We start from the raw sequence: 16,376 nt of genomic DNA on the forward strand, positions 1-16,376 counted from the left end.
CGTGCCGCGTTGGATGGATCAGGCGGCGAGATCGTGGGGCGCGGCTTCGGCTCCCTTGCCACGCTTGAAGAGCCTGGAGACCCTGGCCTTCGCGCCGTCGAAGAGCGAGTACACCACCGGAACGACACCGAGCGTCAGCACCGTGGAGGTGATGAGACCGCCGATGATCGCGACGGCCATGCCGTTTCGGGACTCGGCGCCGTCGCCGCTGGCGATCGCCGGCGGGATCATGCCGAAGATCATCGCGAGCGTGGTCATGAGGATGGGGCGCAACCGGATCGGCCCCGCCTCCATCAGCGCCTCGTAGGTGCTCTTGCCCTGGGCCCGGAGCTGCTTGGTGAAGTCGACCAGGAGGATGCCGTTCTTGGTCACGAGGCCCATCAGCATGATCATGCCGATCATCGCGAACATCGACATGAACTGGCCGGTGATGAGCAGGCCGCCCAAGGCGCCGATCACGGCGAAGGGAAGCGCCATCATGATCGTGAAGGGATCCAGCAGGCTCTCGAACTGCGCCGCGAGGATCATGTAGACGAGGATGATCCCGAGGAGGAGCGCCGTCAGGAAGGAGATCGCCGTCCTGCCGAGCTCCTTGGCGCGACCGTCGAAGCCGGTGATCACGGACTTCGGCAGCTCGTTCTGGAGGTTCGTCAGGAAGCCCATGCCTTCGCCGAGGGCGTGTCCGTGGGCGAGGTCGGCGAGGATGGTGATCTGCCGCTCACGCGCCTGGCGATCGATCTGGGTCGGGCCCTCACCGGGCTGCACCTTGGCGATGTTCCGCACCTCCACCAGGCCGCCGCTCGCGCCGCGGACGGTGAGGGCCGAGAGCTTGCCTTCGTCGGCGAGCACGTCGGGCGGGAGGCGGATCTTCACCTCGTAGGTCTTCCCCTTCTCCCGGTACTCGGCGACCTTGTCGCCGCCGAGGAAGGTACGCAGCGCCTGGCCCACGGTGGCCGCGGGGATCCCGAGGTCCGCCGCGCGATCCCGATCGAGCTGGACGTCGATCTGCGGCTTGCCGGTGCGGTAGGTCGAGTCCACGTCCACGAACATCCCCGACTCGCGCATGGCCTTCTGCACCTTGTCAGCGGAGGCGAGCACGTCGTCCCAGTTGGTTCCCCGGATGTTGAACTGGATCTCCTGCGCGGCGCCGCCACCCATCCCGTTGTAGTCCTGCACCGTCATCTTGACGTCCGGCGGGAAGACGAGGCTCTCTCGGAGGAACTGCTTGATCTCCTCCTGCTTGTAGGAGCGGTCATGGATGGGGACGAGGTTCACCAGGATCTCGCCCTTGTGCACCTGCTCCTGGGCGCCGCCGCCCACCGAGGCGTAGAGGCTGTCCACGCCCGGCACCTCGCGGATCTGCGCCTCGAGGCCGCGAATCACGTCCTGGGTGCTGTCGAGATCCGTCCCGATGGGCATCTCGACGGCGACCTTGAAGTAGCCCATGTCCTGGGCGGGGATGAAGGTCGTCTTGATGAAGCGAGCCAATCCGAGCGTCGCCACGAGGACCACGACGGCGGCGCCGATCACCAGGCCCCGGTGCCGGAGCATGAAGGCGAGGGCCTTGCGATAGAAGGACTCGATCCCCACCAGCACCCGCTCGATCGCCAGGGAGATCCGCCCCGGGCTGCCGTGACCCGAGAGGAGGCGCGCCGAGAGCATCGGCGTGAGCGTGAGTGAGATGAAGAAGGAGATCGCTACCGCGACCGCGACTGTCACGCCGAACTGGTAGAAGAACTGGCCGACCATGCCGTCCATGAAGGCCACGGGGATGAAGACCGCGACGATCGAGAGCGTCACCGCGAAGACCGCCAGCGCGATCTCCTTCGTGCCCTCGAGGGCCGCCTTGAACGGTGAGGCGCCCTCCTCGATGTGACGGACGATGTTCTCGATGACCACGATCGCGTCGTCGATCAGCAGACCGATCGAGAGCGTCAGCGCCAGCATGGTGACGCTGTTGAACGTGAAGTTCAGGGCCTTCATCGCGGCGAAGGTGCCGATCACCGAGGTGGGCAGCGCGATCGCGGAGATCAGCGTCGAGCGGCCGTTCCGAAGGAAGACCAGCACGATCACCACCGCGAGGAGACCGCCGAGGACCAGGTCCTCCTGCACGGAGTGGATCGAGGCGCGGATGAACTTCGCGCCGTCCATCACCATATCGACCTGCAGGCCCTCCGGGAGGCGCGACGAGATCTCGGCGAGGGAGTTCTTCACTTCCTCCGCCACGGCGGTCGTGTTGGCGCCCGACTGCTTGCGGATCACGAGGGCGACGGCGCTCGTGCCGTTGAAGGTGGCGACCGAGCGGGCCTCCTGCGGGCCGTCGATCACGTTGGCGACGTCCTGGATCCGCACGGGCGAGGCGGTGGGCGCCGGGATGATCAGGTTGCGCAGCTCGTCGACGGTCTTCACCTGCGAGGTGAGCTTGACCGTGCGCTCCCTTCCGGTCTCCTGCATGCGGCCACCGGGGACGTCCACGTTCTGCGCCTTGAGGGCGCCGGCGACGTCGGTGACGGCCAGGCCGTAGCTCCGGAGCCGGTCGGGGTTCACCGTCACGGTGATCTCGCGCTCACGACCGCCGACCAGGTCGATCGAGCCCACTCCGTTCGTCTGCTGGAGCATGGGCTTCACTTCGTCCTTGGCGATCCGGGTCAGCTCCTCCACCGGCAGCGGTCCCGAGAGCGCCAGGGTCATGATCGGCGCGGCGCCGATGTCGAACTTCTCGACCACCGGAGCCTGGATCTCGGGGGGCAGCTTGGAGAGCTGCGACTGCACCTTGTCGCGGATCTCCTGTGCAGCCACGTCCACGTTCTTACCGAGCTCGAACTGGACGACGATCTGGGTGACGCTCTCGACGTTGATCGACTTGAGGGTCTCCAGGCCGGAAAGCGTGTTGATCACCTCCTCGAGCGGATCCGCGACGTCGCGCTCCATGCTCTCGGGGTCCGCGCCGGGGCGGACCACGGTCACGGTGACCACGGGGAACTCGACGTCCGGATACTGGTCGACGCCGATCTTCGGGAAGGCGAAGAGGCCGAAGACCACCACCGCCATGATCAGCATCGAGGTGAAGATGGGTCGACTGATGAGCGTCTTGATCGGATCCATGTTCTCGTTCCGAGGCCGTCGGGACTCGCCCCTCGGGCCTCTACAGACACACCGCGGGCCTTGCCTGCACCCGGCGGAGCATTTCGTCCGACGCCCCGAGGCCCGTAGGGCCCGAGGCGCCGCATTCCAGCAGGAGACCGCCTAGCTACGGCAGGCGCGCCAAGCGCCCGTTCCTGCGGCGCCCTTTAGCGGACCACCTGCACCTGCATTCCGTCGGCGAGCTTCAGGCTCCCGTCCGTGACGACCTGCTCGTTCCCGTCGAGGCCCTCCACCACGCGCACCACGCCGGGGGTCAGGCTCTCCGCCGTCACCGTCTTCTTCGCCACCGCGCCCTCCGCCACCACCCAGACGAACTTCTGCTCGCCGCTCGCGACGACAGACTGCGCCGGGAGGAAGAGGCCCGTGATCGCCCCGCCCTGCGAGAAGTCGACCTCGACGATCGCATGGGGCCGCATCGCGTCGGTCCGCTTCGCCGAGAGGTTCGCGCGGACCTCCACCGTGCGGGTGCGGGGATCCACCACCGCGCCCACGATCCGGACCGTGGCGTCGAACGGCTCACCGCTCGGGCTGATCGTGCCGTGGACCACGCTCCCGGGCTTCACCGCGCCGATCACCGTCTCCGGCACCGGCAGCACCACCTCGAGGTTGTCCGTGTCCACCAGCGAGAAGATCGGCGAAGGCGGCGCCACCGGCACGTACTCGCCCAGGTTCTTCATCCGAGCCGTCACCAGGCCGTCGAAGGGCGCACGAAGCGTGTGATCCGAGTACGCCTTCTGTGCAGCCTGCAGCCCGGCGGACGCCTGCTTCGCCGAGGCCGTGGCCTGCTTGAAGCCCGCCTCCGCCTTGTCGATGCCCGCCTGGGCGATGCCGCCGGACGCGCGGAGCTTCTGCGCCCGGTCGAAGTCCTGGGTCGCGGACTCCAGCGCCGCCGCGGCCACCGAGCTCGCCGCCCGGGCCTGCTCCACCGTGATCGCGGCGTTGGCCGAGTCGAGGCGGGCAAGGGGCTGGTCCTTGCGCACCTTCGAGCCCACGTCCACGAGGAGCTCGCGGATCGTGCCGCCCACCTTGGGGCTCACCGACGCCTCGTTCAGCGGGACCAGGCTGCCCGTGGCCTTCACGAGCTGACCGTCGAGCTGCGTCGTCGGCGCCACCACGCGAACGCCCATCCGGGCGCCGGAGGTCACCGCGGCCGGGAGCGTGGCCTTGGCGTCCGCCTTACCGCATCCGGAAAGAGTGGCGGCCAGCGCCGACGAGACTAGTAGGGAGGCAAGAATCTTCGAAAGCCGCATGGGAACATCCGTTTCCGCCGCCGAATGACCGTTCGGTCCAGGCGAACGCGCGCTATATTCTGCGCGCTCGAGTAGTTGTCAAGCCAAAGGGACTATTTTTTGGGCGTCCTAGGCCGGCGCACCGAGAACACCGTAGAGGACGAGGTCCAGCACCCTCGGTAGGCGATCTTCGAAGCGGGTCGTTTCCCCCGTCTTCATCATGTCGAGATAGAAGATGAAGGTGACCCCGGCGATGGACAGCGCCGCGTCCCGGGGGTCCCGCCCGTGGAGCTCGGCCGGCGCCGCGTGCTGGCGGATGAAGTTGGCGAAGAGCTCCACACGGCGCTCGAAGGTCGACATCTCGTCGCCTGGACAGCGGCCGTCCGCGAAGGGCCCGCTGACGTGGAAGAGAGCGATGAGGTCCCTGCGCCGCATGGCCACCTCGAGCTGGCGCTGGAGCAGCAGCTCGAGCTTCTGCCGGAAGGTCAGCCCCCCCGGGATCGGCGTGTCGAAGACCCCGGTCACCTCTTCAGCGATGAGCTGGTGCAGCCCCTTGAGGATCTCCTCCTTGCTCGAGAAATAGCCGTATAGAGAGGCGGCCGTGTAACCAGCCTCCTTGGCAATGTCCTGCATCGTCGCCGCCTTGAGGCCGCTGTGCACGAAGGCGCGGGCGGCGGCCTCCAGGATGTCCTGGCGGGTACGGGCGATTTCTCTGGCTCGGCGAGGCGTTACCTTCATTCAGCTGAATCCTCATTCGGTAGAACCAAATGAGCGTTTATCCGCGACCGAATGGCCTGTCAAGCCGGCCGACCCAGGGCGCGGCTGCGAGCCGGAGGCGAGCAAACGAAAAGGAGCGCCCTCGCGCGAAGCGCGAGCTGAAGAAACCGCTCCCGCGCCGCGGGGGCGATTTCTTCACACGCTCTGGGCGCTCGCCAGGGTCACCGTGAACGTCGCGCCCTCCCCTGGCGCGCTCCGGACCCCGATGCGCCCGCCGTGGAGCGAGACGACCTTCTCCGCGAGAGCGAGACCGAGCCCCGAGCCGCCGGCGTCCCGGTTGCGGCTCGGATCGGCCTTGAAGAAGCGCTCGAAGACCCGGGGCTGATCCTCGAGAGCGATGCCGATCCCCGTGTCGACGATCTCCACGACCGCTTCGCCGTCCCGCGTCCACGAGCGGACGAGGACGCGCCCCCCAGCGGGAGTGAACTTCACCGCGTTGTGGACGAGGTTCGTCCACACCCGCTCGAGGAGCGCCTCGTCGGCCACGAGGAAGTTCGGCTCGAGCTGCGCCTCCACGTCGAGTCCCTTCGCGACCCACTGCGGCTCGGCGGCGAGGATCACCCGCTGGAGCTGTGCGTCGAGCCGAAACGGCTCCCTTCGCAGCTCCGGACCCTCGGCCTCGAGGGCGGTGAGGCGCAGCAGGTCGTCGCTCAGCCTCGAGAGCCGATCCGACTCCAGCGCGATGATGTCGAGGTAGCGGCGGCGATCGTCCGGCGAGAGCTCGTCGTCGCGCACCGCCTTCGCGAAGCCGCCGATCGAGGTGAGCGGGCTCTGGAGCTCGTGGGAGACGTCGGAGATGAAGGCCTGCCGCATCTGCTCGAGGCGGCCGAGCTCGGCGGCCATGTCGTTGATGCCGTCCGCCAGGCCGACGAAGGGATGATGCCGGTTGCGCGCGCCGCCCAGGTCGATGCGCACGCCGAAGTCGCCCTTGCCGATGCGGCGGATCGCGTTGAGCGCCGCCGTCCAGCGCGCGATCTCGCGAGGCCGATGGACGACGCCCACGACCATCGGCGGGAACATCATCAGCAGCAGGCCTGTGAAGGCGGTGGCGAGCTGTCGCGTGAGCGGCGCCGGGTCGGCCGCGATCCAATCGAAGGCCCAGGTCGTGAGGTGGAACGCCCCGGTCCAACAGGCCGCGGCGAAGGCGAGGACCGCCGCCATGCCCAAGAGGCCCTTCACAAAATGTCTCGGTCGTCGACGACTCACGGGATCTTCTCCAGCCGATATCCGAGGCCGCGGATGGTGCGGATTCGGAAGCCCGCTTGCTCCTCGGGAAAGCGATCGCGCAGGCGCTTCACGTGGACGTCGACGGTGCGCTCGTCGCCCTCGTAGTCGAAGCCCCAGAGCTGCTCGATCAGGTGGTCGCGGGTGAGCGTGCGGCCCGCCTGGCCCGCGAGGTGGAAGAGGAGCTCGAACTCCTTGCGGGGCAGGGTCAGGCGCGCGCCCTCGAACCGGACGTCGAAGGCCGCGCGATCGAGGACGAGCCGGCCGACCTCGAGCTCGCTCGAGGTCACGACGCGGTAGCGCCGCAGGATCGCCTTCACGCGCGCGACGAGCTCCGCGGGCTCGAAGGGCTTCACGAGGTAGTCGTCGGCCCCGAGCCCGAGCCCCCGCACCTTGTCGGCGGTCGCACCGCGCGCCGTCAGCATCAGCACCGGAGGGCCGTTCGACTCGCGCAGCTCCCGGCACAGCTCGAAGCCGTCCATCTTCGGCATCATCACGTCCACCACGACCAGGTCCGCCGAGGAGGTCTCGAGCGCCTCGAGGGCCGCCGCACCATTCGAGGCTTCGCGGACGGCGAAGCCCTCGCGCGAGAGGTTGTGCCTGACGAGCTCCCGCAGGTGCGGGTCGTCGTCCACCACGAGCACGCGGGTCACGACGCCATCGCCCTGCGGAAGCGCCCGACGGCGAGGGGCAGGAAGATCGCGACGACGAGCGTGCACCACGCGATCGAGACCGGCACCGCGTGCTGCAGGGGCCACGCCGTCTCCGTCTGTGCCACGGCGACGCCGTTGCCGAAGAGCTCTCGGGTCGCCGCGACGAAGGCGCTCGTCGGGTTCCAGTCAGCGATCGCGCGCAGCCAGGCAGGAAATCCACTCGTCGGCACGAAGGTGTTCGCGAGGAAGGTGAGCGGGAAGATCACGACGAAGCCCACGCCCTGCGCCGCTTCCGTCGTCCGCAGGAAGAGCCCGACGTATACGCCGATCCAGCTCAGCGCGAAGGCGATGTAGAGGAGCAGCCCGAACCCGCCCAGGACGCTCGCGAGCGGCGTGTGGGCGCGCCAGCCCACGATCAGTCCGCAGATCACCATCACCGTGAGGCCGAGCAGGCTCTCGAGCAGCGAAGAGAACGTGTGTCCCACGAGCACCGCCGACCGCGAGATCGGCAGAGACCGGAAGCGATCCATCACTCCGGTGCTCATGTCGGTGACGATGCTGCTCATGATCCCCATCGTCGCGAAGATCACGCTCTGCGTGAAGATGCCGGGCATCAGGAACTCCCGGTAATTCCCGCCCGGGATGACGATGGCGCTCCCGAAGACGTACGCGAAGAGCAGCACGAACATCACGGGCTGCACCGTGACGTCGGCGAGCTTCTCGGGCATGTGGCGAATGTGCGTGAGGTTGCGCTTCGCGATCGTCCACGCGTCCGCCAGCGCCCACGAGAGGGCGCTGCCCTCGAGCGGCTCGATCTGGACCATCTTCCACATCAGGCGGCCCTCCCCGGCATGTTCGCCACCGCTGCGTGACCGGTCAGCTTCATGAACACCTCGTCGAGAGTCGGCCGCCGCAGCGCCAGGTCCTCGACCTGGATGCCCGCCGACTCGAGGGCGCGCGCCACCGCGAGGAGCTGCGCCACGCCCTCCGGCGCGGGCGCCGTCAGTCGCCTCGCCTCCGCGTCGACGTCCGGCTCCCGGCCTATCGCCCCTCGGAGCAGGCGGCTCGCGCCTGCCAGCTGGGCCGCATCACGGATCTGCAGATCGATGCGCTCGCCGCCGATCTGGCGCTTGAGCTGCTCCGGCTCGCCCTTGGCCACCACCCGACCGGTGTCGATCACCACGATCTCGTCCGCCAGCTGGTCGGCCTCGTCCAGGTACTGCGTCGTGAGGAGCAAGGTGGTCCCGCGGCGGACCAGCTCCTCGATCACCTCCCACATCCCCCGCCGGCTGCGAGGATCGAGTCCGGTCGTCGGCTCGTCCAGGAAGAGGATCTCGGGCGCCGCCACGAGGCTCGCCGCCAGGTCCAGCCTGCGGCGCATGCCGCCCGAGTAGGTCTTCACGATGCGGTGCGCCGAATCGGTGAGCGAGAAGCGCTCGATCAGCTCGTCCGCCCGCCGCCGCGCCACAGCCGCCCCCAGGTGGTAGAGCCTGCCGATCATCTCCAGGTTCGCGCGGCCGCTGAGGTACTCGTCCACCGCGGCCTGCTGGCCGGCGAGACCGATGCGCCGCCGCACCTCCTGCGCGTGGGTGGCCACGTCGAAGCCCGCCACCACCGCACGCCCCGCGTCGGGGCGCAGCAGGGTCGTCAATACCCGCACCGTCGTCGTCTTCCCGGCGCCGTTCGGACCCAGGAGACCCAGAATCGTCCCCCGCTTCACCTCGAGCTCGACGCCTGCGAGCGCGACCGTCGACCCGAATCTCTTCTCGAGCCCCTCCACCCGGATCGCCGACTCGCTCTCCCTCACCGCGGTTCTCATCGCCTCGATCTCCTTCGGCCTCCCTTGGCCGGACCGACGCGAGCGAAGATAGAGGCCGAATGTGAACGCATTGCGAACTGCGCGCGGGCTGGCGCAGGAGGACGCCTTTCCGCGGCCTCACCCTCTTGGGACGTTCCTAGTTTCCCAGGGACACTCGGCAGTCCACTTTCGCATTCCACTTCATGAGCTACACAGTGTAGAGTGCTCTAACACAAACGCCTTTGGAGTCACCATGCGCAGATGGTCCCCCATCTTCGGTATTCTCCTCGCCGCGCTGGCCACCGCCTGTGGGGGAGATTCTTCCCCGTCCACGTGTGGTGACGATCCCTCCTCGACCGGCTGCGGCGGAGGTTCTCCCTCGACCGATTGTCGGGACCTCCCGATGGGCCAAAATACGTCCGCGCCGTGTTGCCCGGACCATGGCCCCGATGCATGCGGAGCGGGCTTGTTCTGCGCGGCCTTCGACGATCGGATCCATCCCACGTGTTACGTCGAACGGTCCCGGGCCGATCGGGCATCGTGCACCGCCGACATTCAGTGCCAGAGCGGCGAGTGCAACGTGGACGCGGGCCTCTGCAAGAGTTCCCCAGCATTCGCGTGCGATCGGTCGATCGGATGCGCGTACGGACTCGATGGCGCTCGGTTCGAATGCAGCAGAGACAAAGGCAACGCATCGTGCCTCCGGGTCACGGGCAGAGGCGGAGGCGCCTGCACGTCCAGTTCGGACTGTACGGACACCTCTTGCAATCTGGAGTTCCAACGTTGCAAGGGCGTGAAGAGCGACTTTTGCGATTGGGACGATGTCTGCGAACGAGGCCTTGCCGTCTGCGAAGTAGGCAATGAGCAGTGCGAGGGGAACATGAGGTGCACCAGCGCCCCGCCGCGCTTCACCTGCGGGCCCTAGCAGGCTGCTGAAGAACGCGGCTTTTCAGGGAGCGCTGCTACCAGGACCCCTACTCGAGCCTCCGTGGATGGGAAGCGAACGGGAGGAATCGTCGAGCGGTGTCGAGGACCACCAGCGCCGGCGCTCCCCTTACCTTGCGGGTCCTCTCCAAGGCTCGCCAGTCGCACCGGGGCGCGATTCCTGCGCACCAGAGCCCAGTCCGGCTCGTTCTACCCGACCACAGGGCAGACAATCCGTTGATCTCAATCACGAGGTCATGGCGCTCCATCGTCTTCGAATCGTGTAGCCTTCTAAGGAACAGGGTCGATGTAGTAGCCTGACACCCGCGCACAACGACGTGGTCGATGGTAGCCGGCTCACTTAACCGCCGCTGGACGAATCGATCAGAGACGCGAGGAGGCATTCGATGAATCGGATGGTACGAATAATCGGCGTGTTGATCGTTCTCGTGTCCTGCGATGGGACCGGAAGCGGCAACGGCTCGGGCGGGAGCGGAGGAGGAGGGGGCGGCGCATGTGAACTACCCCTCACCCAGCCGCTCTCGGCTCCATGCTGCGAGGAGCGGGGGGTCGACGCTTGCGGCGCAAGCCTCTTTTGCGCGGCTTTCGACGGCCGTAGCCAGGCGACCTGCTATCCCGAGCGGTAACGACGTGACGGTGAGGAATGTGGCGCGGACCGCCACTGCACGAGCGGCGAGTGCAATCTCGAGCGCGCGGCCTGCAAGGCCATTCCGACCGCCGCGTGCACTGTCGAGATCGGGTGCGCGAAGGTGCCTACGGGAGATGTCATCGTCTGCGCGCCAGTGGACGGTTCGCGTCGGTGCCTGCCGACCAAAGGCCTGACCGCGGACCCATGTGAGAGCGACGCCAACTGCGCCTCGCAGCGCTGCGAGACGGGTCGCTGCACATGCGCACCTAACTGCGCCGGTCGCGAGTGCGGCGATGACGGCTGCGGCGGCTCCTGTGGTTCGTGCGGGCCCGAGGCAAAGTGCTCTACAGCGGGCCAATGCACCTGTTTCGACAATGACCAGATTTTCTGCGGCGGAACGTGCATCAACCCCTTCGAGGACCTCAACAACTGCGGCGCCTGTGGGAAAAAATGTACAGGCGACACAGAGTGCACACACTCGCAAACTTACGACCGCGCCGTCTGCCGCAACAAATCGTTCTATCGCCCCCGGAGCTCAGAAACCACTGCTGATTGCCAAGCGATCTGCAAGCGTCATGGCTTTCCGCGATGCGCGGAAGAACCTACATGCCTCATCGATGGTGATGACCTTGGTGATGGCTGTATTTGCGAACGAGACCCAAGTTGAGTGAAAAGAAACCGAGGGTGCGTCTGACACGGTAGCGGTACTCACGGCCGACCTTGTGCTTGATGCCCGCCTGCAGCAGGGCGCGAAGTCGGTCATCGCGCCTGCACGGTGAGATCAAACGCCGGACCTGCGCGACGGGATGGTTCCGGATCGGGCTTCGGCGTTCGGCCTGATCGTCTCGGTAGCGATGCGGTTCCCAGCGTCTGGACCGACCGACGGAGTCTGGACACGGACTTGTTCATGAAGGAGGAGGCCGCTCCGGCCTGATTTGCCGGAGCGTCCCCAGCGCATCTACTCGACCTCGGGCGCGGGCTTTTTCCGGAAGGCAGCCACGGTCCGTTTCCCACCGAGTAATCGAGCGCGTCCGTTGACCGGGCGTATCCTCTGCCAACGATGACGTTGGCCTTCGCCTGGCCATGTCGAAGGCCCTTGGTCGCCTGCGCTTCCATGTCGAGGAGGTCTCGAACGGCGAAGAGGCCGCCGAGGCGCTCCGCGCAGGCCGTGCCCGTGGCGCTGCTGGATCTCCAGGTCTCCGATCTCGACGGCCTCGAAGTGCTCCGCCCCTCTCAAGGGACTCCCACTCGCGTGATTGTCGTCACCGGCTACCGCATCGTCGCCGCCGTCGAGGCCATGCACCTCGTCGCCGCCAAATTCGTCCAGAAGCCGGTCGACGCCCCTGCCCTCCTCCCGCTCCTCGAGGACGCCGCCGCCAGTCCGCCAGCGGCGAACACGAGGCGACCACCGACGCCGCCTCGCTCGGGATGGCCGGCAGGAGCCCCACCCTTGAAAAGCGCGTGGATCGGAAGGCAACGCCCACCGGTGAGAGCGGCCGTCACCGGCGAGAGCGACGCTGGCAAGAAGCTGATCGCACGGGCGCTCCACCAGGAGAGCACCCGCGGCCTCGGGGCCCTTCGTCGCGATCAACTGCGCGCAGGCCGTCCACGTACTGATGAGCGAACCTGAGCGGCACCGTTCAACGTCGAGCCGACCGTCGCAGGACACCCTCGATGACGGAAGCAATGTACCGCGAACGCGTTGTCATGTCATCCCGGCATTGCTGCAGCAACTCAATCGCCTCTGACTCAGCATCCTTTCCACGGCTGAAGGCGAAGATGTGCATCGCAGGGACGAGACTTTCCGGGTCCTCGAGAAGAAACTCGAAACACTCGTCAACGCAAAACGGATCTCCGAGATCGGCCCAGTCGATGTACCGCCTCCAGAACCGAGGCTCGGATCGCCCCGAGAACCGGCGTTCAGCTTCCGTTAATAGTTCGGGAATCCGTCGGCTCGCCGTTGCGGAGAAGTTGGGAGTGAGGCTCTTCGCGCCAACCATCCCGGGATCCGTCGCCTGCCAATACAAAACAGCGAGGTTCATCAAAACGGCAAATGGTGCTTCCTCCTGCGAGATCAACTCTTCGTAGCGAGATGCAGCGAGCTGGAGATCCCCTGCTCGGTCAGCGATGAGGGCATCCTGAAATGTCATCGGAACGCTCCGGTGATGCGGTTAATGCCCGCGTTCTGGAGCAGGCCGTTGCGGACAGAAGCCCAGGCCTGACCGGTTCTGCCGGTCCATGTGAACGCATGTACGCCCGCCTCAGCGGTGTGCGGTGTGACTATGCCCGCTTTGACAGCGTCAGCGCGGAGGTTCGCTGGGCTCAACGCGACTTCCTCGAACAGGCGAGCGAATCGCGCCTGAGATCCTGCCGGTGCAGCGTTCACGTGCGCGGCCGCCTCGCGGAGGATGTGGCCTGCTCGCGACCGGGCGAACTGCACCACGAGTCGCCCTGGCCCCCCTGCCGCTACGGTCTCCGCCGCTTCAATCCCAACAACCCCGGCAGCTATCATGCTCGCAGCGGCCGCGCTACCTTCGGCCCCTGCGGCAACCGCGCTGGTAGTTGTTGGGGCAGGCGACAAGGCAGTCCATAAAGCCCGCAGGGTCGCGGCTCGTCCAGCGACCGAGCCACGGTCCGCAGTACCGAACTTCGTAGGAGTACAGCCCCGCCTCCTCATCGCGCTCCTTGCTCGTGTAGCGGTACCGCTTAGGGACTGCTTCGAGGCCAGGTCTGACGGTCTTAAACGAAGTTCACCCGAACGGAAAATACTCCCTGTAGGTTGTCCCGGGACACGACGCGGCCGCAGGGCGGGGACACGGCGAAGCCGACGTCCCGTGAATCGTCCTCCTCGGAACGCGCGATTCGTTCCTGGACTGAGTTAATTAGCATCCTCCTAAAGACGGAGCGCAAGTCGATCTGCTCGGGAACCGGCGGCGTGCGGGATGGCGGGAAATATGATGACATCGACGACACTGACATTCGTTACGGGCGATGGTGCAAGAACCAGTCAACTATCCTCCGAGCACTCAGTCCACATAGGCGATACCGCCATCCACCGGCCGTCGAACGTCGATTCTCTTGTAGAGCGCATCCTCGCGGACCCGCCTGAGGGCGACGCGAATTTCGCCGAGAATCTCCCCTGGAAGCGAGCTGATGGAAAGGGCGTCGGAAAGTACATCCGCGAGCTCTTCGGCGCCCTCGTCACGCAGAATATCCGCGAGTTCCCGTACGAGAGCGAACAGCTCCTGGTTGCTGACTATGATCATCAAACCATCACCGAATCAAGAAACCACGCATTGAAACACTTTCGAGATTAATCACGGTCTCGATTGCGCCGCCACCATTCGCACCGCGACCTGGAGCTTCCCGTGCGACGAACAGCGTGCCAGGCCGCAGGGTCGCTGTCTCCACGAGGTCGAACGCAACATTCTTAGCCGGGATTCCGTACTTTGCAACGTAGCCGGGGCCCAGGGCGTTCTCAAGGGACCAGCACTGCGCTTCAGGACCGGCACTCCGGCTTCGATGAGCCCGCTTTGTTCGTAACCCCTTGCTCTACGTCCGGACTGGAGCAACACTGCGAGTCAGGTCACGACGATCAGCGTTCCGGCGGGCACGACGATTTATGAAGGCGCAGCGGCAGCGCAGGGTGGTCTCGTCGACGGTGGCAGCCAAGTCTCTATTCCGCGGGTTAATCCTGCATGGATGGTCCCATGAGTAATGTGCCGTCCTCGAAAGCGATCCGGACGCCGGCGGAGCTTGTCTACATCCTTCAGGAGCTCAAGCAGGCTGTCGCGGCCGGATACATTGAGCAGATTCGCCCGGATCCATCCCCATTTGCAACCGACTCATCCGTCGAAGACATTGAAGAGGCCGGCCCTTGGCCGGACTACATCGAACTCCGCTTCCGTGCGCCAAGAGACGGGGCACGCTACATGCTGTCCGTTGATACGTATCACGGCGCCGGTGGAACATGGGGCCCGGAGTAGCTGCGCCTACCTGCCGGTCCCGAGCGCCGCACGTTATGCTCGCGAGCGTCCTGGCTGCGGCTCCTGCTTGACTACCGAAGACCGCACCTCGGCACGCTCGAGAAGGTTCGATTCGTTATTAACGAGGCGGGTTTTGCTGTTGTCCGGGTGTAACGCGGGAGATGGACTCGGATGAGCGCGTCATAGGAGGTATGCGTCGAGAGGGACTCCCCGAGGACTGTGTCGGCCGCCGCGCGAATCGCTGAAACGTTCGTTCGCGTGCCGAAGGCGTTCCAGTTCGGAGCCGAACGGTAGTCGCTGCAAGGCGGCGCTGGCATTCGAGTAGATTGCCCTTGAAGTCGAAGGCCGCGTTGTAGACGCCGCCTCCGCTCTCGAGTGCCACGTAGATTTGGCCTCGGGCGTTTAGCGCGAACGCCTGGGAATGTAGCTCACCATCGACTGTGCGCTCGACGAGGCACCCGGCCGTCGTGGGCGAGGACACCGAGAAGTGTGGCGGCCGCTGAAGCGCGTCATGTGTCCGTCGCACCACGAAGCTGGATCTCCAGCTCAGCGATCTTGACGGCCTCGAGGTGCTCCGCCGCTCTCGAGGGACTCCCACCCGCGTGATCGTCGTCGCCGGCCACCGCATCATCGCCGCCGGCGCCGAGGCCATTCACCTCGGCGCCATCAACTTCGTCCGGAAGCCGGTCGACGCCCCTGCCCTCCTCCCGCTCATCAAGGACGCCATCGCCAGTCGGCTAGCGGCGAACCACAAGGCGACCATCGGCGCCGCCCCGCTCGGGATGGCGGCAGGGCACCGCCCTTGAGAAGCCCGCGGATCGGAAGGCAAAACCCACCGGAGAGAGCGGCCTCGTCACCGGCGAGAGCGACGCTGGCAAGAAGCTGATCGCACGGGCGCTTCACCAGGAGAGCACCCGCGGCCTCGGGGCCCATCGTCGCGATCAACAGCGCGCAGGCCGATCTCTTCGACGCCGATCGCTTCCGATATAAGAAAGGCTCGTTCACGGACGCGAGCCAGGATCGCCCCGGGCCCTGCCGCAAGCCGCCGGACGATCGCTCCTCCCGAGCTGCCGTTCAAGATCCTCCGGTTGCTAAAGACTCGCACAGTGCGGACCGTCGGCGGCATGCGGAGGTCCCTATCGACCGCCGCGCAATGGCCTCCCTCGCCGTAGGCCGTGCGCTCGGCCGGCCGTTCGAACCCGCTCTCCTTCACGAAGAGCCCCGCAGGTCGGCGACGCTCGTCGTAGGACACCCGACGCTCGAAGCGCCGGCTGTCCTACGCGCGGATAGGCTGCCGGGTCCAGCGCTCCCTGGGGTCATTCCTGGCGAGCGCTGAAACCGCGGAGGCCAACTTCATCGGTCTGGACCCACGCTCACAGGCATGGTCCCGACAAAATTGAAGCCATGTCGGTCACGGCCACGATCCGACCTTCGTAAAAGAGCCTCGAGCCGTCATAACCGACGATGAGATCGCCGCCGCGGCAGGAGCAGGCCAAGACCTGAAACGATGACCTGTCCGCGACCGCCATCTCGTCCTCATTACTCCAAGCCTCCCAGCGATAGTAGACTCGGGCTGAATCAACCCCGTAGCCACACCCAATCATCGCAAACGATCTTGGGTCGCGAACTCCCATGCCTTCCCAGGTATACGCAATTCGACCGTTCGCCGCCGACTGGAGGTAGACGTCGTCCACATCAGCCACATATCTCTCACTGCATTCACTACCTTCCTCCGGCTTTTTATATCGAAAGGCGCTCGCATCAAACACTTGCTCGAACTCCGAAGGCGGAACACCTGGCTCATGACGGACGATTCTGGAATGTTTTGCTCGAAAGCCACCCGCGACCCAGTCAGCGTCGACATGGCGCACTTCGATTCGCCTACACCGTCCACCGCCGAGCACCGACGGCAAGGCACCTGCCTCGCGTACTGCCGGCCCGACGCTCTTTGCACCTGCGCATCCGACCAAGCCTACAATCGAGAGCCACCAA

General features: G+C 66.1%; 13 protein-coding genes and 1 pseudogene. 3 read left to right on the forward strand and 11 right to left on the reverse strand.

Annotated elements, in window-relative coordinates:
• Nucleotides 1–18: 18 nt before the first annotated feature.
• The 7 genes from AKJ08_RS13355 to AKJ08_RS13385 all read right to left on the reverse strand — a co-directional run bounded on the left by AKJ08_RS13355 (nt 19) and on the right by AKJ08_RS13385 (nt 8,846).
• The gene (locus AKJ08_RS13355) at nt 19–3,105 is read right to left on the reverse strand and encodes an efflux RND transporter permease subunit (protein ID WP_050726520.1); all 3,087 of its coding nucleotides are present in this window, start codon (nt 3,103–3,105) and stop codon (nt 19–21) included.
• 185 nt (nt 3,106–3,290) lie between these two features.
• Nucleotides 3,291–4,394, reverse strand: a complete 1,104-nt coding sequence (locus AKJ08_RS13360; RefSeq protein ID WP_050726521.1) for an efflux RND transporter periplasmic adaptor subunit — start codon at nt 4,392–4,394, stop codon at nt 3,291–3,293.
• A 108-nt stretch (nt 4,395–4,502) separates the two neighbouring features.
• On the reverse strand, nt 4,503–5,111 hold the full coding sequence (locus tag AKJ08_RS13365; RefSeq protein WP_050726522.1) for a TetR/AcrR family transcriptional regulator: 609 nt from the start codon (nt 5,109–5,111) through the stop codon (nt 4,503–4,505).
• A 174-nt stretch (nt 5,112–5,285) separates the two neighbouring features.
• Nucleotides 5,286–6,329, reverse strand: coding sequence for a sensor histidine kinase (locus AKJ08_RS13370; protein WP_157370674.1), 1,044 nt, complete (start codon nt 6,327–6,329; stop codon nt 5,286–5,288).
• 23 nt (nt 6,330–6,352) lie between these two features.
• Nucleotides 6,353–7,027, reverse strand: a complete 675-nt coding sequence (locus AKJ08_RS13375; protein ID WP_050726523.1) for a response regulator transcription factor — start codon at nt 7,025–7,027, stop codon at nt 6,353–6,355.
• On the reverse strand, nt 7,024–7,860 hold the full coding sequence (locus AKJ08_RS13380; RefSeq protein ID WP_050726524.1) for an ABC transporter permease: 837 nt from the start codon (nt 7,858–7,860) through the stop codon (nt 7,024–7,026). Before AKJ08_RS13380 ends, AKJ08_RS13375 begins: the two co-directional genes overlap by 4 nt.
• A complete protein-coding gene (locus AKJ08_RS13385) occupies nt 7,860–8,846 on the reverse strand; it encodes an ATP-binding cassette domain-containing protein (protein ID WP_050726525.1) in 987 nt (328 codons plus the stop codon). Before AKJ08_RS13385 ends, AKJ08_RS13380 begins: the two co-directional genes overlap by 1 nt.
• Nucleotides 8,847–11,572: 2,726 nt before the next feature.
• Between AKJ08_RS13385 and AKJ08_RS13390 the strand changes: the two genes are divergently transcribed.
• Entirely contained in the window at nt 11,573–12,028 is a 456-nt protein-coding gene (locus AKJ08_RS13390; RefSeq protein WP_169788825.1) for a DNA-binding transcriptional response regulator, read from the forward strand.
• Between the two features lie 10 nt (nt 12,029–12,038).
• Here the strand turns inward: AKJ08_RS13390 and AKJ08_RS13395 are convergent, their stop codons facing one another.
• From AKJ08_RS13395 to AKJ08_RS13400, 3 genes and pseudogenes are all read right to left on the reverse strand, one after another.
• Entirely contained in the window at nt 12,039–12,548 is a 510-nt protein-coding gene (locus tag AKJ08_RS13395; RefSeq protein ID WP_050726527.1) for a hypothetical protein, read from the reverse strand.
• Nucleotides 12,549–12,926: 378 nt separating this feature from the next.
• Nucleotides 12,927–13,106 (reverse strand): annotated as a pseudogene (locus tag AKJ08_RS20925) (RHS repeat-associated core domain-containing protein); the annotation flags it as partial.
• A gap of 318 nt (nt 13,107–13,424) precedes the next feature.
• Nucleotides 13,425–13,664, reverse strand: coding sequence for a hypothetical protein (locus AKJ08_RS13400; protein WP_050726528.1), 240 nt, complete (start codon nt 13,662–13,664; stop codon nt 13,425–13,427).
• 444 nt (nt 13,665–14,108) lie between these two features.
• Here AKJ08_RS13400 and AKJ08_RS13405 point away from each other — a divergent pair, with 444 nt between their 5' ends.
• Together AKJ08_RS13405 and AKJ08_RS13410 are read left to right on the forward strand one after the other, a co-directional pair.
• Nucleotides 14,109–14,384, forward strand: a complete 276-nt coding sequence (locus tag AKJ08_RS13405) for a hypothetical protein (protein ID WP_050726529.1) — start codon at nt 14,109–14,111, stop codon at nt 14,382–14,384.
• A 533-nt stretch (nt 14,385–14,917) separates the two neighbouring features.
• Nucleotides 14,918–15,190, forward strand: a complete 273-nt coding sequence (locus AKJ08_RS13410) for a response regulator (protein WP_082343159.1) — start codon at nt 14,918–14,920, stop codon at nt 15,188–15,190.
• A gap of 567 nt (nt 15,191–15,757) precedes the next feature.
• On the opposite strand, the gene AKJ08_RS19390 is transcribed toward AKJ08_RS13410, so the two are convergent.
• Complete coding sequence (locus AKJ08_RS19390) at nt 15,758–16,255, reverse strand: hypothetical protein (RefSeq protein ID WP_157370675.1); 498 nt, start codon at nt 16,253–16,255, stop codon at nt 15,758–15,760.
• Between the last annotated feature and the right edge of the window lie 121 nt (nt 16,256–16,376).

Source organism: Vulgatibacter incomptus (genome assembly GCF_001263175.1).
Classification (GTDB): domain Bacteria; phylum Myxococcota; class Myxococcia; order Myxococcales; family Vulgatibacteraceae; genus Vulgatibacter; species Vulgatibacter incomptus.